Raw genomic sequence first — 20,266 nt, forward strand, 5'->3', positions numbered from 1 at the left:
ATGTAAGGATTTGTTCGATTTGTGGACAGTCTTCCGTACGCGGAAATATCATCGCGCGCGATTTTTCGGGCTAAATAAAAGGTAATTGCGCTGGCTCGGGCCAGGCCAGGACGGGCATTTAATGCCGGCGCAGCGCCAGCGCCGCGATGGGTTAATGCCACCTGAATCCCACATGAATGCCAGCGCGGCGCAGCGTTAAGCGCCACGCGCGGCAGGTCAGGCAGGCCGGCGCCTGCGGCTCGCATCGCGCGGCGCCATACGTTATCGTTGAGCCCCTTGGAGCCCCGTGCGCGCGCCGGGCTCAGTCGACCGACCGTGCGCACCAAAGCCGCCTCGACCCATGCAAGCCACCAGGAAATCGTTCGTCGGACGCATCCGCGAACAGCTGGACCAGTTGTCGCCTTCGGAGCGCAGGCTGGCGGAGTTCGCGCTGGATTTCCCCGGCGATCTCGCCGGCTATACCGCCTCGGAACTGGCCGGGCTGGCCAATGTGTCGAATGCCACCGTAACGCGCTTCGTGCGGCGCATGGGCTATGCCTCGTATGACGATGCGCGCAAGCATGTGCGCTCGGAGAAGAGCGCAGGCTCGCCGCTGCTGCTGGCCGGCACCGAAAGCGGGCCCGGCGCGGCCGATACCGGATCGCTCGGCGCGCATCTCCAGCAGGGCCTGGCCAACCTTGGCGCCACTTACCGGCGCCTGTCAGAGGCAACGCTGCGGGAAATCGCCGAGGCCATCCTCAACGCACGCAAGGTGTGGATCGTCGGCTTTCGCTCGAGCCAGCCGCTGGCCATGTACCTGCGCTGGCAACTGTTGCAGATCGTGCCGAGCGCACAGGCGGTGCCCGGCGCCGGCGAGACCATGGGCGAACATCTCGCCGGCATGACCGAAGACGACGTGGTGATCGTGCTGGCCTTGCGCCGGCGCGTGCGCGAACTGCCGTCGGTGGTGGCGCAGGCGGCGAAGGCTTGTCCGAGGCTGCTCTACATCACAGAGCAGGGTGCCACGACCAAGGTGCCCGCCCGGTGGGTGCTGCGCTGCGATGTGCAGGCTCCTGGCGTGCTGGACAACCATGCCGCCGTGATCGGCCTGTGCCACCTGATCGTCACGCAGGTGATGGAACTGGCCGGTACGCCGGGCAGGCGGCATCTGGGGCTGGTCGAGGCTTTCCACGACGCGCTCGACGAACTCTGAGCGTCAGCACCTGCCGCCGGCGGCGGGATGCCACTCCGTTTCCTACGTTTCGCCGCATTGCCGGCCGCCTTAAACCACACGCTGCCGATACGCATCCGGCACGCGTCGGTATAAACCCGCATGAAAAATTCTTTTCAAATATTTATCATATGAAAAAAGAAAAACATTACGTCGGGAGCGGCTGAATCCCGGCCTGAAAAAAAAGCGCCGGCGTGCGCATGGAGGCAGGGCATGGGTGCGGAAGTCATCGTTTCCTCGACGCAGCCGCGGCTGCAGCAACTTGAGCGGGCGCTGGACGGTATCGGCGTCACCCCGTCGCACAAGAAAATCCTGGCGCTGATTTTGTTCGGCGTGCTGTTCGACGTGTTCGAGCAGAATGCCGTGGGCCTGGTGGGGCCGCTGCTGCGGGAACACTGGGGCGTGTCGGCGGCGGAAATCGGCTTTCTCAACACCCTGACCTTCGGCGCGGCGGCGCTGGGCCGGCTGGGTTCCGGCTATATCGCCGACCGGTATGGGCGCCGCGCGATGCTGAGCATCAACCTGATGCTGTTCACGCTGGGTGCGCTGATCTGCGCGCTGGCGCCGAATTACGCGGTGCTGGCCGCGGGGCGATTCATTGTCGGCTTCGGGCTGGGCGGCGAGATCTCGATCGCGGTGACCATGCTGGCCGAGTTCTGCTCGTCGCGTTTCCGCGGCGTCGCGGTCGGGGCCATCAATGTGGCGGGCGGCGGGTTGGGCAATATGCTGGCGCCGGCCTTCGGGCTGGCGGTGTTTGCCCTGTTCCCCGGCCCGGATAGCTGGCGCTGGCTGTTCGGCTGCCTGGTGCTGCCGGCATTTTTCGTGCTGCTGTACCGGCGCTTTATCCCGGAGACGCCGCGCTTTTTGCTGTCGAAGGGGCGCGTCGACGAGGCCAACCACGTGCTCAATATCCTCGCCTCGGGCAAGCTGTCGCGGCGCACGGCGCAGTCGACGGAATACCTGAGTGCCGCGCGCGAGGGCGATATCCAGCCGGAAAAGGTCCGTCTGAGCGAAGTCTTCACCGGCCGCCTGGCACGCCGCACGATCTCGGTGGGGATTGCGGTATGCATGACCTACGGCGCGCAGATCTCGGTGCTGACGCTGATGCCGACGATCCTGATGGCGCAGGGCTATACGCTGACCAAGAGCTTTGCCTTCACCATCGTGATGCAGTCCGGCAGCCTGCTGGGTGCGGTGGCGGCCTCGTATTTCGGCTACCGCTTCCCGCGCAAGCGTGTGCTCACATTGGGCGCGCTGCTGGCGTGCGTGATCGGCCTGTGCTTCGGCTTCCTGTCCAGCTCCGCGGCGCTGGTCCTGGTGTTCGGCGCGGCCTTCCAGTTCTGCGTGCTGCTGCTGAACACCTCGATCTGGATCTACGCGCCCGAGCTGTATCCGACCCGCGTGCGCGCCTTCGGCACCGCCTTCATCCTGGCGCTCGGCACCATGGCCGGCGCGGCGATGCCGCTGATCGCCGGACGCGTGTTCGACCAGTACGGCATCGGCGGCATGTTCGGGATGATGGCCGGCATGTACGCGGTGTTCGCGCTGGTGCTGCAGTTCGCCCCCGAGACCTTTGGCCGGGCGCTGGACGGCGCCGACGACGAGCCCGGCGACGCACCGCGGCATCCGGCCGGCCAGCCCGCCGCCGGCCAGCATTCCTGAATCCCGAGACGTGAATGAGCCATATCCTGCTGATCAACCCGAATACTTCCAGCGCCACCACGCAGATGATGGTCGGCATCGCCCGCGCCTGGCTGGCGCAGCGCCTGGCCGCGCCGCCGGCCGTGGTCGGCGCGACGGCGACGCGCGGCGCGCCAATGATCGTCGACGATGGCGATCTGGCGGTGGCCGCCGACGCGGTCAATGATGCGGACATGGTGCGCCTGGCCCGCCTTGCCGGGGGCGTGATCGTGGGCGCCTTCGGGGATCCGGGCCTGGAAGCCCTGCGCGCGCAGCTGACAGTGCCGGTGGTGGGCATCGGCGAGGCGGCGATGCGCGCCGCCGCGGCGGGCAAGCGGCGCTTCGGCATCGCCACCACCACGCCGCGGCTGGCGGCGTCGATCGCGTCGGGCGTGCGCCGGCACGGGCTGGAGGCCTGGTTTACCGGTGCGCGCTTCACTGATGGCGACCCCCGCGCGCTGGGCAGCGCGCCGCAGCAACAGGAGGAACGGCTCGCCGGTGCGGTGCAGGCATGCATCGACGATGGCGCGCAGGCCGTGATCATCGGCGGCGGGCCGCTTGGCGAGGCCGCGCGGGCGCTGGAACAGCGCTTCGCGGTACCCGTGATCGGGCCCATCCCGGCCGCATGCGAAGCGCTGGCCCGCGCCCTGGGGCTGGCGCTGCGCCAGGGGCCGGCGGACTCGCCGGCTGCAGCCGCGGCAGGCGCTTGAGCGACCTGAGGCGCAGGCTAGGCCACCCGCGCAGGCCGCCTGGCCTTCATCGCCGACGGGCGTACCTGTTGCAGCGCGCGCAGTGACTGCAGGGCATCCTCGACCGCTTCGATGCCGTCGCGCAGGCGGCCGGTGGCATAGCCCAGGCGGCTTTGCGCATCGGCATCGGGCGTGGAAAGGTTTTCGAGTGCATCGACTTCCGCCTGCATCTGTCCGACCAGGCGGCGTAGCTGGGATGTGCTGTGCGAGGCTAGCGAACGGATCGCCATCGTGAGAGCCCTCCTTGCAAAGACCGGGTGCGCCCGCTGGCGCTGGTCCGCACGCTTCGTGCGGTGCCCGTCCTGTCTACGGTAAAGGCGGCGCAATAAGTTAGCCAGCGCTGTTACGAATTCGGCACGATGGCGCGGCCCGCAGGTTCGGCTATAGTCACCCGATGGATTCGCACTCGCCCCGCCTGCGCGCAAGACCGGGCAGCCTGCCAGACGACGACGCCCCGCCCGCGGCGCAAGCCGAGGCACGCCATCGCGCCGGCCGCAACAGCACGCTGGTCAGCGTGGCGGTCAATATCGGCCTGACCGCGGTGCAGGCGGTCGCCGGCGTGATCTCCGGCTCGCAGGCGCTGATCGCCGACGCCGCGCATTCGCTGTCCGACCTGCTTTCAGACTTTGTCGTGCTGGCCGCCGGCTGGCAAAGCCGCAAGGACCCGGATGCCGATCACCAGTACGGCCACCTGCGCTTCGAGACCGCTGCCTCCCTCGCCCTGGGCGTGCTGCTGCTGACCGTGGGGGCCGGCATGCTGTGGGCGGCGCTGGGCAAGCTGCAGTCCGCGGGCGGGGCGCAGCCGGTGCAGCCGGTGGCACTGTGGGTGGCGCTGGCCACGCTGGCGTCCAAGGAACTGCTGTTCCGCTACATGCTGGCCGTGGCGCGGCGGGTACGGTCGAGCATGCTGGTGGCCAACGCCTGGCATGCGCGCTCCGATGCGGCGTCTTCGCTGGTGGTGGCGCTCGGCATCGGCGGCAACCTGCTGGGCTACCACGTCCTCGACCCGATCGCGGCGCTCGTGGTCGGGCTGATGGTGGCGCGCATGGGGCTGCGCTTCGGCTGGGACGCGCTCAACGACCTGATGGACCGCGCCGCCGACGAGGAGACCGTCACCGCAATCCGCGCGACCATGCTGGCCACGCCCGGCGTGCTGGGCCTGCACGAACTGCGCACGCGCAAGATGGGCGACCAGGTCCTGGTCGACGTTCACCTCGAGATCGACGCCACCCTGACCGTGGCGCAGGGCCATGCCATCGCCGTGGAAGCGCGGCGCCGCACGCTGGAACACCACCATGTGCTGAACGTGATGACGCACGTCGACCCGGTATACGTGGGCGCAGCCACTGCCGAGGGTTGAGCCGGGCTGTGGACAGCTTTGCCCAGGCTGGGGATAACCGGCCGGACAAGCTGTGTCGCGGTTGGGGATGCGCTGTGAAACGTATACGAACAACTCGCGTGGGCGCGCGGCAGATGTATACGTTGCCGGCGTCTTGTCCCGGGAAATCAGGGTTATCCCGGGGCCGTTATCTTTGCTGCAAGTCACTGAGCCGGAAGGGAAAAGGTGACTTATCCACGGCCCGCAGCCAGGTTTACCTACTACTACTATGTTTACATACGTAAACAATATAAAGATGACAGCCAGGACCATTGCGCGTGGCGGTAGCACCTTGCCGCCACGTATACGCGGCGGCCCGTATACCGGCTAGCGCGGCACCTTGAATACCTTGCGCGCCGCCAGCACCTGCACGCGCGTGGCGCAGCCTTCCTGGTGGTCGTTGACCAGGCCCATGGCCTGCATCAGCGCATACATCGTGGTGGGGCCGACGAAACGCCAGCCGCGCTTCTTCAGGTCCTTGGACAGTGCGGTGGACTCCGGCGAAATGGCCATGGTGCGCAGTACCTCTGGCGTCAGCACCTTCGGCCGGTTGGCGGGATCGGGCTCGAAGCGCCAGAAGTAGGCCGCCAGCGAGGACTCCGATTCCAGCAGTTCGCGGGCCCGTTGGGCATTGTTGATCGCGGCCTCGATCTTGCCGCGATGGCGCACGATGCCGGCATCGCCCAGCAGGCGCGCGATATCGCGCTCGGTGAAGCGCGCGACTTTCTCGATGTCGAAATTGGCAAACGCCTTGCGGAAGGCTTCGCGCTTGCGCAGGATGGTCAGCCAGCTGAGGCCGGACTGGAACCCCTCCAGGCACAGTTTCTCGAACAGCCGGCGGTCGTCGGCTACCGGAAAGCCCCACTCGTTGTCGTGGTAGTGGCAATAGTCCTCCAGCGTGCCGCACCAGCCGCAGCGCACCGGCGCGGCCAGCGCTTCCTTGTTGCTCGTCATGCGTACCTTTCCAGTATTGAATGAATGGGGCGCCGGTCTGGCTCTCGCCGGCCGGCGCATTTGCTGCGATCATGCCCGCACCTGAGAGATTGCGGAAGGCTGAAAATGGACATGCGATTGACCACCCTGGACGAGGACGGATGGGAGCTCGACGACGCCGAGCCCATCGCCGCCGCCCACCCCGACACCTTCTGGATGCCGCCGCGCGCGGAACGCGACGCGCTTGCCGCGGGCCAGCAGGTCAAGCTGATCTTCCGCATCCTCGTCGCGGACGAGGATGGCAACGAGGAAGTCCACGTCGAGCGGATGTGGGTCAATGTGACCGGACGCGAAGGCGTGCTCTATACCGGCGAACTCGACAACCAGCCGTACTGCACCGACGAGATGAATCCCGGCATGCCGCTTTGTTTCGAGGCCCGGCACGTGATCAATATCTATCGGGAAGGCGACGAGGACGCTTGAGCCGCACGCGAGCGGCCAGCCGCCGGCCACAAAAAAAGCCAGCCTCGCGGCTGGCTTTTTCGATGCAGACACGCGGCGCGCTCAGGCCAGGCGCTTGCCGGTCCGGTCGTGCATGAACACCAGCGCGACAAAGCTCACCACGGCGGCGGCGATCACGTAGTAGGCCGGGGCCAGCTTGTTCTGGGTCGATTCGATCAGCCACGTCACGATCAGCGGGGCAAAGCCGCCGAAGATGGTGACGGCGAAGTTATAGGCCAGCGACAGGCCGGTGGAGCGCACCTCGGTCGGGAACTGCTCGGCCAGCACCGCCGGCGCCGGGCCGGTAAAGGCCGCCAGCAGGATGCCCAGCACGATCTGCACCTGCAGCAGCGTCTGCGTGGTCGGCGCCACATTGAGCCAGTGGAACAGCGGATAGGCGAGCACGCCGATCAGCAGCGCCACCACGCCCAGCATGCGCTTGCGGCCGACGCGGTCCGACAGCATGCCCATCAGCGGGCACAGCACCAGGATGATGGCGCCGCACAGCGCGGTCGACTGGAACGTGGCGCCCAGCGGCAGGCCCAGCTGCTGCTTGGCGTACGACGGCATGTAGAACACCAGCACGTAGGTGCAGACTGTCCACAGGATGGTCACGCCCAGGCCCGCCAGCACTTCGCGCGGGTGGTCGCGCAGCACCTGCGACAGCGGCGAAAACTTTACCTGCGCGGCCTTGCGGGCGGCCTGGCGCGCCTCGAACTCGGGCGGCTCGTGCAGGTGCGAGCGGATATACATGCCCACCGGGCCGATCAGCAAGCCGAACAGGAACGGGATGCGCCAGCCCCAGGCGTCGATCTGCTCGGGCGACAGGCCATTGGTGACCAGCGCGCCCATGGCCGCGCCCAGCATGAACGAGATGCCCTGGCTGGCCTGCTGCCAGCTGGCATAGGCGCCGCGCTCGGCGTCGGGCGCGTGCTCGATCAGGAAGGCGGTGGCGCCGCCGACTTCGCCGCCGGCGGAAAAGCCCTGGATCAGGCGCGCGATCACGATCAGCGCCGGGGCCCACAGGCCGATCTGGTCGTAGGTCGGGGCCAGGCCGATGATGGCCGTGCCCAGCGCCATCAGCAGGATGGTCAGCGTCAGCGCCGCCTTGCGGCCGACGCGGTCGGCATAGACGCCCAGCACGATGGCGCCGACCGGGCGCATGAAGAAGCCCACGCCGAAGGTGGCGACGGTGAGCAGGAACGAGGTCAGGTCATTGCCGGTGGGAAAGAACAGCTTGGCGATGATGACGGCAAAGAAGCTGTAGACGGTGAAGTCGAACCACTCCAGGCCATTGCCGATGGTGGCGGCGATGATCGCCTTGCGTCGGGTGGCGTTGGTCAGTTCTGGAACGGGGGCGGTAGTCGCGGTCATGAAGCGTTGGTCATGCAGGGAAATCGCCATATTAAGCGATTCCTTAATCCCGGGCCCGCCGCGCCCTCGTGCGCGACTTCAGCCGGGCAGTGCAGGTTCAGTCGCCCGGTGGTCGGGCTTTGGCGAACTCTCGGCGACGGTGGCGGCATCCGCCGAGCGGACGGGGGCGGGGCGGCGTCGCGTGAGCCACAGCAGCAGGGCGCTGGCGACCCAGCCCGCCACGAATACCGTGTCCCCGGCCAGGTTCAGCCAGGCGGCCGCGGCCGGCATGCCGGTCACGGACAGCAGCAGGCCGGCCGGCAGCCGCGCCAGAATCCATAGCGCGACGGCGGGCATGCTGCCGTAGACGCCCGGCTGCCACCATTGGCTGGGAATGCGGTTGTGCCGTCCGGCGCGGCGCGGGTTGCGCGAGGCCACCTGAGTCTCCTGCCATGCGCGCGGGAAAAGCGCCGTGGCGTCTGCGTTGCGGAGGTTCCTGCGAAGCGCCTGTAGCGGGCTTCCGGCTGCAGCATAAGCCTCTCGCATCGGCCACGGTGCCGGTGCGGAGCGGGTTGTGTGGGCCGGGCCACGGAGCGTCCCGCGGGTTCAATTTTTTTGCATGAGGTGTCCGCAAACGGCGTCCGCGAGCGCCCCCGTTCTTTGCCAAACTGGAAGCCAGTACACAAACCGTTTGAAGGCGGTATTGCCATGCTTCCCTCGCTATATATCTCCCACGGCTCGCCGATGCTGGCCATCGATCCCGGCCCCACCGGTGCCGCGTTCGAGGCCCTGGGCGCCCGGCTGCGCGCGCAGCGCCCGCGCGCGGTGCTGGTGATTTCGGCGCACTGGATCTACAGCACGCTCGCCGTCACCAGCCGCGAACGCCAGGAGGCCTGGCACGATTTCGGCGGCTTCCCGCGCGAGCTGTACGCATTGCGCTACGACGCGCCGGGTTCGCCGGAACTGGCGGCGCGGGTGAAGGCGCTGGTCAAGTCGGCGGCGATTCCCGGCGCGGGCTTTGTCGGCCACGACGACGAGCGCCCGCTCGACCATGGCGCCTGGATGCCGATGCGCCACTTCTTTCCCGATGCCGACATGCCGGTGGTGCAGCTGGCGCTGAATCCCTACCTGCCGCCCGCGACGCAGATCGCGATCGGGCGCGCACTGGCACCGCTGCGCGACGAGGGCGTGCTGGTGCTGGCCTCCGGCAGCTTCACGCACAACCTGCAGGAGGTGTTTGGCGGCGGCCGGCGCGAGCAGCACGGCCCGCAGGCCGAGCCGTACGTCGAAGCGTTCCGCAAGTGGATGGGCGAGGCGCTGGACCAGGCCCTGGCCACCGGCGACACCCGCCTGATTGCCGACTACCGTGCCCAGGCGCCCTATGCGCGCCGGGCGCACCCGACCGACGAGCACCTGCTGCCGTTCTATGTGGCGCTGGGTGCGGCGCTCGGCCCTGAGGGCGCTGACCCGGTGCTGACGGGGCCGGCCACGGTGTCGCGGGTGGCCGACGAGGTCACCTATGGCGTGCTGGCGATGGACAGCTTCGTGTTCGAAGGCATGGGCGCCGGGGCGCCGCTGCGCGCCGCGGCCTGAACGCTTACCGGCGCGACGGCGCGCGCGGCGGCAGGTAGCGCCGCGCCGAGCGCGCCCCCGCCAGCGCGATCCAGCCCATGGTCAGGGCCACCAGCGCCAGCCCCGCGCGCAGGCTGGCCAGGTGCGCCACCCCGCCGATCAGCACCGGACCCAGCAGCAGCCCCACGTAGGCGAAGCGCGCCACGCGCGCAATCGCTTCCGCCGGCGCCACGCCCGGCAGCCGCGACGCGGCGACAAAGAAGATCGGCACCATATTGGCCGCGCCCAGCCCCATCAGCGCGAAGCCTGCCAGCGCGGACAGCGGCAACGGCACCGCCAGGGCCAGCGCAATGCCGGCAAAGCCCAGCCAGGCGCTGCCGGTCAGCGTGGCGCTGTCGCCCAGGCGCGCGCGCAGGCGGTCGCCGCCGAAGCGCCCGCACGCCATGCCGCCCGAAAATGCGGCATAGCCGAGGCTGATCCAGCCGTCGGGCGCGCGTGCCACGTCGCGCATGTAGACGCTGGTCCAGTCGTACATCGCGCCTTCGCCGATCAGCCCGAGAAAGGCCAGCAGCCCCAGCAGCCATAGCGCCCGCACCGCATGGTCGCGATGGTGGGGCGCGGAAGGCGGCACCGGATGGTCGGCCAGCAGCCCCGGCAGCGTGGCCACTGCCACCGCCGCGGTCACGCCGGCCATCATCGCCGCATGCGCCAGCGGCGCCACGTCCAGCGCCAGCATCAGGCCGCCAAAACCCGCCCCCGCCATGCCGCCCAGGCTGAACATGCCGTGCAGCGACGACATCACCGGCCGCGTGCGGCTGGCCTCGACCGTGGCGGCCTGCGCGTTCATGGCGACATCGAAGGCCGCATTGGTCATGCCGAAGGCCAGCAGCGCGGGCAGCAGCAGCCAGAACGATGGCATCGCCACGATCGCCACCGTGGCCAGCGCGAACAGCAGCCCGCCGGCCATCGAGGCGCGCGCACTGCCGGCGCGCGCCACCCAGCGCCCGACCGGGCCCATCGCCACGATGGCGCCGCCGGCCACCGCCAGCATCGCCAGCGACAGCATCGCGTCGGACAGGCCGAAGCGCGCCTTGATGGTGGGGATATGCACGCCCCAGGTGGCGAAGGTGGCGCCGTTGACGAAGAACAGCGCCATGGTGCCGCGCGTGGCGCGCGCAACCTGGCCGGCAGGCAGCGCGGTTGCGGACGCCGGGGAGCTGGTCATGGGCGGCCCGCCTCCACGCGCAGCAGCCCGCGCCGGTGCAGCGCGTAGCCGAAGGCCAGCAGCGCGGCCAGCGCCAGCGCCAGCATCACCCACAGCATCAGCCAGTAGCCCCCGGCCGCGCGCCACAGCAGCGCCCCCAGCCACGGCGCCGCCGCCTGCATCAGCAGCACCGGCGTCATCATCAGGCCGTTGAGGGTGGCATAGTGGTGGCGCGAAATCAGCTCGGGCATTGCCATCGCGCGCAGCATGGTGTTGACGCCGTTGGCGCAGCCGTACAGCACGGCCCCCACCATCAGCCATGCGCCATGCCCGAGCGCAAAGCACAGCAGGCCGACGCTCATCAGCGCATAGACCGGCAGCGACAGCCGCACCGGGTGGCGCATGCCCGCGCGCATCATCAGCATGCGGCCCGCCACCTGGGCCGGCCCGATCAGCGCCGCGACCGCCAGTTGCTGCGCCACCGGCATGCCCTTCTCCGTCAGCATCGGGATCAGGTGCGCGCCCAGCAGCGACGCCACCACCGCGGTCGCGGTAAAGGCCAGCACCACCGCCCAGAACACCGGCTGGCGCAGCGTGGCGCGGGCAATGTCGCGGCCGCCGGCGGCGGCCGTGCCGGCGCCTGCGCCGGAGTAAGAGGGATGCAGGGCGTAGCGCATGCGCGCATGCAGCGGCGCGCAGACCAGCAGGTTGAGCAAAGCAAAGCCGACCAGGGTCGGGCGCCAGCCGACATGCAGCACCAGCCATTGCGCCAGCGGCACGAAAATCGTGCTGGCAAAGCCGGCCATCAGCGTGACCGCGACGATCGGCTTCTGGTACTGGTCGCCATAGGCCTGGCGCAGCACCACGAAGGCGGGCTCGTACAGCGTGGTCGCCATGGCCAGGCCGAGCGGCACCCACATCAGCAGGAATACGGACTGCGACGGTGTCCACGCCCACAGCAGCAGGCCCAGCCCGGCCAGCACCGAGCCCGCGCCCATCACCTTGCGCGCCGGCGCGCGGTCCAGCAGCCGCCCGACCGCGAACGAGCACAGCGCCCACACCAGCAGTCCCAGCGAATAGCCGCCCGCCAGGAAAGGCTTGGACCAGCCCAGGCTGCGGATCATCGGGTCGATGAAGACGGTGAAGGCGAAGAACAGCGTGCCCCAGGAGATGGTCTCGGTCAGGCCGAGGATCCACACCAGCCGGCGCGGCGGCGTGGCGGGCTGCGCGGGTCCGGCGCGGGCCGGGCTGGCGTCAGGATCGGTGTCGGCAGCGTCCGTGCCGGTGCTGGCTTCGAGTGTGGTCATGGCGGGCCCGGCGGGGGATGGCCGCCACAGAAGCGGCGCGCCTGGGGCCAGTCGCAAATTGTAGCGATGCTGCGCGCCGGCTGCTCGCGGCGCGCCGGCCGCCGCGCGCGTTACTGTGCGGTCACCGGCGTGGGCGGCCCTTTCAGCTCGACCACGTTGCCGTCGGGGTCCTGCACATAGAGCGAGGGCCCCTTGCCTTCGGCGCCGAAGCGCTGCGCCACTTCGCCAGCGTCGACGCCATGCCCCGCCAGGTGCGCGCGCAGCGCCGCGGCGTCGAACGGATCGATGCGCAGGCAGAAATGATCGAGGTTGCGGCCTTCGGCGCCTGGCCCCGCGCCCCCGGCACGGCCCAGCGGGCCGTCGAGCGCGACCAGATCGATCAGGCTGCCACCGGCGCGCAACTGGGTCAGGCCCAGGTCGGTCTGCTCGCGCTCGACGCTGCAGCCGAGCACGTCGACATAGAAGCGCCGCAGCGCGTCCACATCGGCGCTGCGCAACACCAGGTGGTCGAGGCCGAGGATGCGGAACGTCGCGTCAGTGGTGTAGTCCGTCATAGTCGATGATCTTGAGGTTATCCAGGTCGACATTGTCCAGGCAGCGCACATTGACCGCGGCCATCGGCTTGCCGTCCTTGTCCTGGCCATCCGCATACGGGCCGCAGCCGCACACCGGGCAGAAGCGGTGCGCGATCTTCATGGTGTTGAAGCGGTAGGTGGAGGCGTTGCCCTCGGGCGTGTCCAGCTTGAAGGACGCGCGCGGGACGAACCACAGCAAGTGGCCGCGCCGGCGGCAGATCGAGCAGTTGCAGCGGATCACGCTGGGAATGCTGTCGGCCTCGACCGCGAAGGCGATGTTGCCGCAATGGCAGCTTCCGTTGAAGGTCATGTCTGACTCCTTGCGACTGGGTTCGTTCGCACCGGCATCACAGCAACGCTGCTGCGCCGCAATATGCCGGCACATTGTTTGGTTTTTGACAGTGTAGTCCGGTCACGGGTGCCACAATGCCTGCAAGCTGTTTCAAGACGATGGCGGCACGCCCACGCATCGCCCACAAAAATCGCCCACAGAAATCGCCCACAAAAGGAGACCCGCATGAGCGACACCCACATGCCTGCACGCGCCACCTTCAGCCATATGGAACACGGCACCCGCGACGACTGGGCCGCCATCTCCGCCGAGTTCATGCCGTTCGCACGCGCGCTCCCCGACCGCGTTCTGGCGCACCTGCGCCTGCTCGACGGCGACTGCGGCGGCTTCCCGGTGGACCGGCTCACGCATTCGCTGCAGACCGCGACGCTCGCCCACCGCGACGGCCAGGACGAGGAATACGTGGTCTGCGCGCTGCTGCACGATATCGGCGATACGCTGGGCAGCTTCAACCATCCCGACATCGCCGCCGCCATCCTCAAGCCCTTCGTCAGCGCCGAGAACCTGTGGATGGTGGAGAAGCATGGCGTGTTCCAGGGCTACTATTTCTTCCATCACCTCGGGCTCGATCGCAACCTGCGCGAGCAGTACCGCAGCCAGCCGGAGTTGTTCGAGCGCACCGCGGAGTTCTGCCGCAAGTACGACGCCGCCGCCTTCATGACCGACTACGACACGCTGCCGCTGTCGTTCTTCGAGCCGATGGTGCGCCGGGTACTGTCGCAGCCGAAGAACTCCATGTATGTGAAGCCGGGGGAGACGACGCTGGCACAGGCGTAAGGCGACGACGCACGCTCGCCCATGGCGTTCCCCTCTCCCCGGGCCCCTCTCCCGCAAGCGGGAGAGGGGAGAAAACGCGGGGGGCCTGCAAACTTCTCGCCGTCAGGCCGCCCGCTGCGCCGTCTCCGGATGCCGGAACTGCTCCAGCAGTTTCGCCCAGCGCGCGCGCACCGCCTTCAGGTTGTTTTCCTTCACGTGGCCGAAGCCGCGGATGTCGTCGGGCAGGGCGGCCAGCGCCACCGCGGTGTCGTGGTTGGCGGCATTGAGGCCCGCGACCAGTTCATCCAGCAAGGCCCGGTACTCGCCGATCAGCGCGCGCTCGGTGCGGCGCTCTTCGGTCTTGCCGAAGATGTCGAAGATGCCGCCGCGCAGTCCCTTCAGCTTCGCCAGCACGCGGAACAGCTTCATCGTCGACGGGCCGAACCTGCGCTTGACCAGCTGGCCCTTGTCGTCGCGCTTCGCGTTCAGCGGCGGGGCCAGCCAGAAGTTGAGCTGGTAGTCGCGCCCGGGCTCGCCCTCGAACTGCGCGCGCAGCTTGTCCAGGAAGACCGGGTCCGTATAGAGGCGCGCCACTTCGTACTCGTCCTTGTACGCCATCAGCTTGGCCAGGTTGCGCGCCGCCGCCTCGGTCAGCGGCAGGGCCTTGCCGCTGCCCAGCAGCGCGCCCTCGGCAGCGCGCACGCGCTCGATCGCTTCGCGGTAGCGGCTGGCATAAGCCGCATCCTGGTACGCCGTCAGATGTTCCACGCGGCGCGCGATCAGCTTGTCGAGCAGGGCGCCGGTCGACGCCGGCAGCTTGACCACGGCCGCGCCTTCGGCGGCGCTCTTGAGCTTGCCGCTCAGCGACAGCACGTGCTCCGGGTCGTGCGCCATATGGCGGCCCCAGTCGAAGGCGGCCTTGTTCTTTTCCACCGCCACCCCGTTCAGCTCGATGGCTCGCTCCAGCGCCTGCAGCGTCAGCGGGATCCAGCCTTTCTGCCAGGCGTATCCGAGCACCAGCGGGTTGGTGTAGATCGCGTCGCCCAGCAGCGCCACGGCCAGGCCCGAGGCATTGATGAAGTCGCACTTGTCGCCCACCGCATTGCGCACGTCCTGCTCGGCCGACAGGCCCGGGAACTGCCACTTCGGGTTCTTGATGAAGTCCGCGGTCGGGGTTTGCGCGGTGTTGACCACGGCACGGGTACGGCCGGCCTGGGTCTTGGAGATGACCTCGTCGGTGGCCGAGACGATGGCGTCGCAGCCGATCACCAGGTCGGCCTCGCCCATGGCGATGCGGGTGGCATGCAGGTCGTCGGGGCGCGCGGCCAGCTGCACGTGCGACAGCACCGCGCCGCCCTTCTGCGCCAGCCCGGCCATGTCGAGCACGGTGACGCCCTTGTTTTCGAGGTGCGCGGCCATGCCGAGCAGGCCGCCGATGGTCACCACGCCGGTGCCGCCGACGCCGGTCACGAGGATGCCGTAGGCGCGGCGGATCGCGGGCAGTTGCGGCTCAGGCAGTGGCGGCAGGCTGTCCATCGACACGCCATGCTGCTCGGGCTTGCGCACCTGCGCGCCCTCGGCCGTGACAAAGCTGGGGCAGAACCCATTCAGGCACGAGAAATCCTTGTTGCACGACGACTGGTTGATCTGCCGCTTGGTGCCGAACTCGGTTTCCAGCGGTTCCACCGACAGGCAGTTGGACTTGACCGAGCAGTCGCCGCAGCCCTCGCACACCGCATCGTTGATAAAGGCGCGCCGCGGCGGGTCTTCCATGGTGCCGCGCTTGCGGCGGCGGCGCTTCTCGGTGGCGCAGGTCTGGTCGTAGATCAGGATGGTGCAGCCTGGCACCTCGCGCAACTCGCGCTGCACGCGGTCGAGCTGGTCGCGGTGATGGATGTCGATGCCTGGCGGCAGCTTGATCGCCGCGTTGTATTTCTCGGGCTGGTCGCTGACGATGACGATCTGCTTCGCGCCCTCGCTGTGCACCTGCCAGGCGATGTCCTGCACCGACAGCTGGCCGTCGACCGGCTGGCCGCCGGTCATCGCCACCGCGTCGTTGTACAGGATCTTGTAGGTGATGTTGACGCCCGCGGCGATCGACGCGCGGATCGCCAGCAGCCCGGAGTGGAAGTAGGTGCCGTCACCCAGGTTGGCGAACACATGCTTGTCGCCGGCAAACGGCGCCTGGCCGATCCACGCCACCCCTTCGCCGCCCATCTGGCTGAAGGTGCTGGTGCTGCGGTCCATCCACACCGTCATGTAGTGGCAGCCGATGCCGGCCAGCGCGCGCGAGCCCTCGGGCACGTTGGTGGAGGTGTTGTGCGGGCAGCCCGAGCAGAACCACGGCTTGCGCTCGGCCTTCTGCTGGCCCTTCCCCGGGCCCACCACGCGCGGCGTGGCCAGCGCCTTTTCCTTGGCCTCGATGATGGCCAGGCGCGCGGTGATGCGCGCGCGCACGTCCACCGGCAGGTCGAACTTGTCCAGGCGCGTGGCGATGGCCTTGGCGATGATCGCGGGCGACAGCTCATAGTGCGCCGGCAGCAGCCAGTGGCCCTGCGGAATCGACCATTCGCCGCCGGCGTTGTCCTTCTCGTCGAACTTGCCGTAGACCTTGGGACGGACATCGTCGCGCCAGTTGTACAGCTCTTCCTTGAGCGCGTACTCCATGATCTGGCGCTTTTCTTCAACCACCAGGATTTCCTGCAGGCCCTCGGCAAAGGCGCGCGCGCCATGCGCTTCGAGCGGCCACACGCAGCCCACCTTGTACAGCCGGATGCCGATCTGCGCGCAGGTGGCGTCGTCCAGGCCCAGGTCGGCCAGCGCCTGGCGCGTATCCAGATAGGCCTTGCCGCCGGTCATGATGCCGAAGCGCGCATGCGGCGAATCGATCTCGATCCGGTCCAGCTTGTTGGCGCGCACATAGGCCAGGCCGGCGTACCACTTGTAGTCGAGCAGCCGCGCTTCCTGCTCCAGCGGCGGATCGGGCCAGCGGATATTCAGGCCGCCCGGCGGCATGATGAAGTCGCCCGGCAGCGCGATCTGCACGCGATGCGGATCCAGCTCGACCGAGGCCGACGATTCCACCACGTCGGTCACGCACTTCATCGCCACCCATAGCCCCGAGTAGCGGCTCATGGCCCAGCCGTGCAGGCCGTAGTCCAGGTACTCCTGTACGTTGGACGGGTACAGCACCGGCAGCCCGCAGGCCTTGAAGATGTGCTCGGACTGGTGCGCCAGCGTCGACGACTTGGCGGAGTGGTCGTCGCCGGCCAGCACCAGCACGCCGCCGTGCTTCGAGGAACCCGCGGAATTGGCATGCTTGAACACGTCGCCGGTGCGGTCCACGCCAGGCCCCTTGCCGTACCACATGCCGAAGACCCCGTCGAACTTCGCATCGGGGTACATGTTGACCTGCTGCGAGCCCCATACCGAAGTGGCGGCGAGGTCTTCGTTCAGGCCGGCCTGGAACACGATGTTGTGCGCGGCCAGGTGCTTCTTGGCCTTCCACAGCGACTGGTCCAGTGCGCCCAGCGGCGAGCCGCGGTAGCCGGAGATAAAGCCGGCGGTGTTCAGCCCGGCGGCGTGGTCGCGCTCCTGCTGCAGCATCGGCAGGCGCACCAGCGCCTGCGTGCCGCTGATATAGATGCGGCCGCGTTCGAGCGTGTATTTGTCTTCGAGGGAAACGTTGGCGAGCGCCTGGCGGATGGCGTCGCTGACCGGCGAGGTCAGGGGGGCATTCATGCGTGCTCCTCTATGGGCGTGCTGTCGGGATCACCGAAACCTGCAGTTGTGGGCAACCGCCTCGTTGCCTCTTGTGAAGGCGCCGGGTGGCTGTGTCTCTGCGCGGCATGGTAGCACCGCCACAAAACCGGCGGTACCTTGCAATGCAGCACAAAGCGTGCCGGCCGGGCCCGTGATTTCCCGTATCGACAGGGCCTGGCGTGTACACTGCGTTGCATCGAGAGCGCCCGCGCCAAGGCCGGGCGGTCTCTTGTGCGTCATATCTGCGTTGCCAGCCTGGTGCAACCCGATCCCTTGTCCGCCCGCGCTGGTGCGCGGCTTGCCAGCGAATATCCGAACATGACCATTTCCCCCCGCCAGGGCACCGCGACCCTGGCCGTGCTGATCGACGCCGACAACGCGGCGCCCGCCATCGTCGAAGGCCTGCTGGCCGAGGTCGCCAAGTACGGCGTGGCCGCCGTCAAGCGCATCTACGGCGACTGGACCCGGCCCAACCTGGCCGGCTGGAAGGAGCGGCTGCTGTCGCACTCGATCCAGCCGATCCAGCAGTTCCGCTACACCGTCGGCAAGAACGCCACCGACAGCGCCATGATCATCGACGCCATGGACCTGCTCTACACCGGGCGCTTCGATGGCTTCTGCATCGTCTCCAGCGACAGCGACTTCACCCGGCTGGCCTCGCGCATCCGCGAGCAGGGCCTGACGGTGTATGGCTTTGGCGAGCGCAAGACGCCCAAGCCCTTCGTCACCGCCTGCGACAAGTTCATCTATTCCGACGTGCTGCGCGCCGAGGTCGACACCGACGGCGCGGACGGCACCGACGGCGCCGCCGCGCCCACGCGCAAGCGCAGCACCGGCGAGCTGCGCCAGGACTCGCGCCTGGTGCGCCTGCTGCAGAACGCGGCGCAAGCGGTATCGGACGAAGACGGCTGGCTGACGCTGGGCAGCATGGGCAACCACATCGCCAAGCAGGCGCCGGAATTCGACTCGCGCAACTACGGCTACGGCAAGCTGTCGGAGCTGGTCGCGGCGACCGGCCTGTTCGAGGTCGAGACCCGCAATGGCGGCAACAACAAGACCATCTGGGTACGGCTGAAGAAGCGCGCCAAGGGCGGAGAGCCGCAGCAGCGCGCGCCGCAGCCGCCGGCCCAGCATGCCGAGCCGGCGCGCCGCCAGGCCCCTCCCGCCCCGGCGGAAGCGCCGGAGCCGGCCCGCGGGGTCGAGCCGCTGCCCACGCCGGAGACGGTTGACCCCGAACCCGAGGCGCTGGCGCAAGCCGAGCCGCCGTTTGTCGCGGCCGACGCGGTGCAGGCCGAGCCGGAGCCGCAACCGGTGCCGCCGCTGGAAGCCGCGCCGCAGCCCGATCCGGAGCCCAAGGCGGGCAACCGCAGCGGCGCGCGCAAGCGCGCGGCGCGCCGGCCGGAGGTGACGCTGAGCGAGACGCCGTGGCCGATCGACCAGTCGGTGTTCGCGGCGCCGGGGACTACGGTGTTGACGGCGACGGTGGAGGCGGAGGCTGCTGTGCCGGCTCCGAAGGAAACCGGAGCCGCCGAGGCGGCGCCTGCACCGGCTCCGGCACGCAAGCCGCGCAAGCGGCCCGGCAAGAAGGCCGAACCGGCCGCTGAATAACGCAACGCGCCGGTTTGCTTCCCTCTCCCGCGCGCGGGAGAGGGCGCCCTCACCAGGGGCGTCAGGCCATGCGAGGGTTGCCGGTATGCCGGCGCCAGGGCCGCTACCGCACCAGCTGATTGATCTCGATAATCGGCATCAACACCGCCAGCACGATCAGCAGCACCACCACCCCCATGGTCAGGATCAGCAGCGGTTCCAGCAGGCTGGTCAGGAACAGCGTGCGGCGTTCCAGTTCCTGCGCTTCGCCTTGCGCGGCGCGCTCCAGCATGATCGGCAGGTTGCCGGTGGCTTCGCCCGAGCGGATCAGGTGCACCAGCACCGGCGGAAACTGGTTCTGCGCCGCCAGCGCGCGCGCCAATGAGGCGCCTTCGCGCACGCGGGTGTTGGCGTCCTCCACGTTGGCGCGCAGCGCCTCGTTGGTCAGGGTTTCGCCGGCGGCCTGCAGGCTGCGCAGGATCGGCACCCCTGCGGAAACCAGGATCGCCAGCGTGCCGGCAAAGCGCGCGGTGTTGTAGCCGCGCACCAGCTTGCCCAGCAGCGGCGCGGTCAGCAGCCAGCGGTGCCATTCCAGCCGCACCGCGGGCTGGCGCAGCAGCCGGCGGATGCTGAACGCGGCCACCGCGATCACCGCCAGCGCGGCCCACCACCAGTTGCGCACGAAATCCGACAGCCACAGCATGATGATGGTCAGCGTGGGCAGCTTCTGCTTGGTGTTGGCGAACACGCTCACCACCTGCGGCACCACGTACGACAGCAGGAAGATCACGATCGCGAACGCCACCACCGTGACGATGGCCGGATAGGTGAAGGCCAGCCGGATCTTGGAGGTCAGCGTGTTGCGCGACTCGATATAGCCGGCCAGCCGCTCCAGCACCACGCCCAGGTGGCCGGAGTGCTCGCCGGCCGAGACCAGTGCGCGGTAGATGTCCGGAAAATCGCGCGGATGCTGCGCCAGCGCGACCGACAGCGCGCTGCCGCCCATCACCTCGGCGCGGATGCCGGCCAGCAGTTCATGCACATAGGGCCGCTCGGCCTGGTCGGCCAGCGCCCCCAGGGCCTCGTCCAGCGGCAGGCCGGCGACGATCAGGCTGGCCAGCTGGCGCGTGAACAGCGCCTGCTCCTGCGTCGACAGCTTGCGCGCGAACAGCTGGCTGCCGGCGCGCGGCGCCAGGCCGGCGCCGGCGAGCGCATCGACGGTCAGCGGCGTCAGCCCGCGCGCGCGCAACTGGGTGCGGGCCTGGCGCGCGCTGTCGGCCTCGATCACGCCGCGGTCGGTCTTGCCGGCGGCGTCGGCGGCTTCATAGCGGAAAGCTGGCATGCGGG

At 68.8% G+C, this 20,266-nt stretch carries 18 protein-coding genes; 8 read left to right on the forward strand and 10 right to left on the reverse strand.

Annotated elements, in window-relative coordinates; translation table 11 throughout:
* Nucleotides 1-340 precede the first annotated feature (340 nt).
* The 3 genes from FHX60_RS25450 (at nucleotide 341) to FHX60_RS25460 (ending at nucleotide 3,600) form a co-directional block, all read left to right on the forward strand.
* The gene (locus FHX60_RS25450; protein WP_183285003.1) at nucleotides 341-1,192 is read left to right on the forward strand and encodes a MurR/RpiR family transcriptional regulator; all 852 of its coding nucleotides are present in this window, start codon (nucleotides 341-343) and stop codon (nucleotides 1,190-1,192) included.
* Nucleotides 1,193-1,423: 231 nt separating this feature from the next.
* Entirely contained in the window at nucleotides 1,424-2,872 is a 1,449-nt protein-coding gene (locus tag FHX60_RS25455; RefSeq protein WP_112777080.1) for an MFS transporter, read from the forward strand.
* Nucleotides 2,873-2,886: 14 nt separating this feature from the next.
* Nucleotides 2,887-3,600 (forward strand): aspartate/glutamate racemase family protein, encoded by a 714-nt coding sequence (locus tag FHX60_RS25460; protein ID WP_183285004.1) that lies wholly within the window; start codon nucleotides 2,887-2,889, stop codon nucleotides 3,598-3,600.
* A gap of 17 nt (nucleotides 3,601-3,617) precedes the next feature.
* On the opposite strand, the gene FHX60_RS25465 is transcribed toward FHX60_RS25460, so the two are convergent.
* Nucleotides 3,618-3,869, reverse strand: coding sequence for a hypothetical protein (locus FHX60_RS25465; RefSeq protein WP_092316621.1), 252 nt, complete (start codon nucleotides 3,867-3,869; stop codon nucleotides 3,618-3,620).
* A gap of 164 nt (nucleotides 3,870-4,033) precedes the next feature.
* On the opposite strand from FHX60_RS25465, the gene FHX60_RS25470 reads away from it, so the two are divergent.
* The gene (locus FHX60_RS25470) at nucleotides 4,034-4,999 is read left to right on the forward strand and encodes a cation diffusion facilitator family transporter (RefSeq protein ID WP_183285005.1); all 966 of its coding nucleotides are present in this window, start codon (nucleotides 4,034-4,036) and stop codon (nucleotides 4,997-4,999) included.
* A 345-nt stretch (nucleotides 5,000-5,344) separates the two neighbouring features.
* Here FHX60_RS25470 and FHX60_RS25475 read toward each other — a convergent pair whose 3' ends face one another.
* The gene (locus FHX60_RS25475; protein ID WP_183285006.1) at nucleotides 5,345-5,971 is read right to left on the reverse strand and encodes a DNA-3-methyladenine glycosylase I; all 627 of its coding nucleotides are present in this window, start codon (nucleotides 5,969-5,971) and stop codon (nucleotides 5,345-5,347) included.
* A 105-nt stretch (nucleotides 5,972-6,076) separates the two neighbouring features.
* Here FHX60_RS25475 and FHX60_RS25480 point away from each other — a divergent pair, with 105 nt between their 5' ends.
* Nucleotides 6,077-6,433 carry a DUF2314 domain-containing protein gene (locus tag FHX60_RS25480; RefSeq protein ID WP_183285007.1) on the forward strand — a complete coding sequence of 119 codons (357 nt, stop codon included), beginning with the start codon at nucleotides 6,077-6,079 and terminating at the stop codon, nucleotides 6,431-6,433.
* Nucleotides 6,434-6,514: 81 nt separating this feature from the next.
* Here FHX60_RS25480 and FHX60_RS25485 read toward each other — a convergent pair whose 3' ends face one another.
* Entirely contained in the window at nucleotides 6,515-7,825 is a 1,311-nt protein-coding gene (locus tag FHX60_RS25485) for an MFS transporter (RefSeq protein WP_112777113.1), read from the reverse strand.
* A gap of 78 nt (nucleotides 7,826-7,903) precedes the next feature.
* Nucleotides 7,904-8,242 (reverse strand): hypothetical protein, encoded by a 339-nt coding sequence (locus FHX60_RS25490; RefSeq protein WP_183285008.1) that lies wholly within the window; start codon nucleotides 8,240-8,242, stop codon nucleotides 7,904-7,906.
* A gap of 270 nt (nucleotides 8,243-8,512) precedes the next feature.
* On the opposite strand from FHX60_RS25490, the gene FHX60_RS25495 reads away from it, so the two are divergent.
* Nucleotides 8,513-9,397 carry a DODA-type extradiol aromatic ring-opening family dioxygenase gene (locus tag FHX60_RS25495; protein ID WP_183285009.1) on the forward strand — a complete coding sequence of 295 codons (885 nt, stop codon included), beginning with the start codon at nucleotides 8,513-8,515 and terminating at the stop codon, nucleotides 9,395-9,397.
* 4 nt (nucleotides 9,398-9,401) lie between these two features.
* Here FHX60_RS25495 and FHX60_RS25500 read toward each other — a convergent pair whose 3' ends face one another.
* The 4 genes from FHX60_RS25500 to FHX60_RS25515 all read right to left on the reverse strand — a co-directional run bounded on the left by FHX60_RS25500 (nucleotide 9,402) and on the right by FHX60_RS25515 (nucleotide 12,772).
* Nucleotides 9,402-10,601: an MFS transporter gene (locus FHX60_RS25500; protein WP_183285010.1), complete on the reverse strand. Its 1,200-nt coding sequence runs from the start codon at nucleotides 10,599-10,601 to the stop codon at nucleotides 9,402-9,404.
* Entirely contained in the window at nucleotides 10,598-11,887 is a 1,290-nt protein-coding gene (locus tag FHX60_RS25505) for an MFS transporter (protein ID WP_183285011.1), read from the reverse strand. Before FHX60_RS25505 ends, FHX60_RS25500 begins: the two co-directional genes overlap by 4 nt.
* 110 nt (nucleotides 11,888-11,997) lie before the next feature.
* Entirely contained in the window at nucleotides 11,998-12,441 is a 444-nt protein-coding gene (locus tag FHX60_RS25510; protein WP_112777089.1) for a VOC family protein, read from the reverse strand.
* Nucleotides 12,422-12,772: a GFA family protein gene (locus FHX60_RS25515; RefSeq protein ID WP_092316607.1), complete on the reverse strand. Its 351-nt coding sequence runs from the start codon at nucleotides 12,770-12,772 to the stop codon at nucleotides 12,422-12,424. The genes FHX60_RS25510 and FHX60_RS25515 overlap by 20 nt, the downstream gene beginning before the upstream one ends.
* A gap of 207 nt (nucleotides 12,773-12,979) precedes the next feature.
* Between FHX60_RS25515 and FHX60_RS25520 the strand changes: the two genes are divergently transcribed.
* Nucleotides 12,980-13,591 (forward strand): HD domain-containing protein, encoded by a 612-nt coding sequence (locus tag FHX60_RS25520; RefSeq protein ID WP_183285012.1) that lies wholly within the window; start codon nucleotides 12,980-12,982, stop codon nucleotides 13,589-13,591.
* A 102-nt stretch (nucleotides 13,592-13,693) separates the two neighbouring features.
* On the opposite strand, the gene FHX60_RS25525 is transcribed toward FHX60_RS25520, so the two are convergent.
* Nucleotides 13,694-17,311, reverse strand: coding sequence for an indolepyruvate ferredoxin oxidoreductase family protein (locus FHX60_RS25525; protein WP_183285013.1), 3,618 nt, complete (start codon nucleotides 17,309-17,311; stop codon nucleotides 13,694-13,696).
* 339 nt (nucleotides 17,312-17,650) lie between these two features.
* Between FHX60_RS25525 and FHX60_RS25530 the strand changes: the two genes are divergently transcribed.
* Nucleotides 17,651-18,940, forward strand: coding sequence for an NYN domain-containing protein (locus FHX60_RS25530; protein WP_183285014.1), 1,290 nt, complete (start codon nucleotides 17,651-17,653; stop codon nucleotides 18,938-18,940).
* Nucleotides 18,941-19,043: 103 nt separating this feature from the next.
* Here the strand turns inward: FHX60_RS25530 and gspF are convergent, their stop codons facing one another.
* Nucleotides 19,044-20,261 (reverse strand): type II secretion system inner membrane protein GspF, encoded by a 1,218-nt coding sequence (gene gspF, locus FHX60_RS25535; protein ID WP_092316601.1) that lies wholly within the window; start codon nucleotides 20,259-20,261, stop codon nucleotides 19,044-19,046.
* Between the last annotated feature and the right edge of the window lie 5 nt (nucleotides 20,262-20,266).

This window comes from Cupriavidus alkaliphilus, from assembly GCF_014191175.1.
Classification (GTDB): domain Bacteria; phylum Pseudomonadota; class Gammaproteobacteria; order Burkholderiales; family Burkholderiaceae; genus Cupriavidus; species Cupriavidus alkaliphilus.

Bases quoted from the DNA above. Each gene is read 5' to 3' on its own strand.
- FHX60_RS25460 (WP_183285004.1), top strand. From the start codon at position 2,887: ATGAGCCATATCCTGCTGATCAACCCGAATACTTCCAGCGCCACCACG.
- FHX60_RS25485 (WP_112777113.1), bottom strand. From the start codon at position 7,825: ATGACCGCGACTACCGCCCCCGTTCCAGAACTGACCAACGCCACCCGA.
- FHX60_RS25455 (WP_112777080.1), top strand. From the start codon at position 1,424: ATGGGTGCGGAAGTCATCGTTTCCTCGACGCAGCCGCGGCTGCAGCAA.
- FHX60_RS25470 (WP_183285005.1), top strand. From the start codon at position 4,034: ATGGATTCGCACTCGCCCCGCCTGCGCGCAAGACCGGGCAGCCTGCCA.
- gspF (WP_092316601.1), bottom strand. From the start codon at position 20,261: ATGCCAGCTTTCCGCTATGAAGCCGCCGACGCCGCCGGCAAGACCGAC.
- FHX60_RS25495 (WP_183285009.1), top strand. From the start codon at position 8,513: ATGCTTCCCTCGCTATATATCTCCCACGGCTCGCCGATGCTGGCCATC.
- FHX60_RS25520 (WP_183285012.1), top strand. From the start codon at position 12,980: ATGAGCGACACCCACATGCCTGCACGCGCCACCTTCAGCCATATGGAA.
- FHX60_RS25515 (WP_092316607.1), bottom strand. From the start codon at position 12,772: ATGACCTTCAACGGAAGCTGCCATTGCGGCAACATCGCCTTCGCGGTC.
- FHX60_RS25480 (WP_183285007.1), top strand. From the start codon at position 6,077: ATGGACATGCGATTGACCACCCTGGACGAGGACGGATGGGAGCTCGAC.
- FHX60_RS25510 (WP_112777089.1), bottom strand. From the start codon at position 12,441: ATGACGGACTACACCACTGACGCGACGTTCCGCATCCTCGGCCTCGAC.
- FHX60_RS25475 (WP_183285006.1), bottom strand. From the start codon at position 5,971: ATGACGAGCAACAAGGAAGCGCTGGCCGCGCCGGTGCGCTGCGGCTGG.
- FHX60_RS25450 (WP_183285003.1), top strand. From the start codon at position 341: ATGCAAGCCACCAGGAAATCGTTCGTCGGACGCATCCGCGAACAGCTG.
- FHX60_RS25525 (WP_183285013.1), bottom strand. From the start codon at position 17,311: ATGAATGCCCCCCTGACCTCGCCGGTCAGCGACGCCATCCGCCAGGCG.
- FHX60_RS25530 (WP_183285014.1), top strand. From the start codon at position 17,651: ATGACCATTTCCCCCCGCCAGGGCACCGCGACCCTGGCCGTGCTGATC.
- FHX60_RS25500 (WP_183285010.1), bottom strand. From the start codon at position 10,601: ATGACCAGCTCCCCGGCGTCCGCAACCGCGCTGCCTGCCGGCCAGGTT.
- FHX60_RS25505 (WP_183285011.1), bottom strand. From the start codon at position 11,887: ATGACCACACTCGAAGCCAGCACCGGCACGGACGCTGCCGACACCGAT.
- FHX60_RS25465 (WP_092316621.1), bottom strand. From the start codon at position 3,869: ATGGCGATCCGTTCGCTAGCCTCGCACAGCACATCCCAGCTACGCCGC.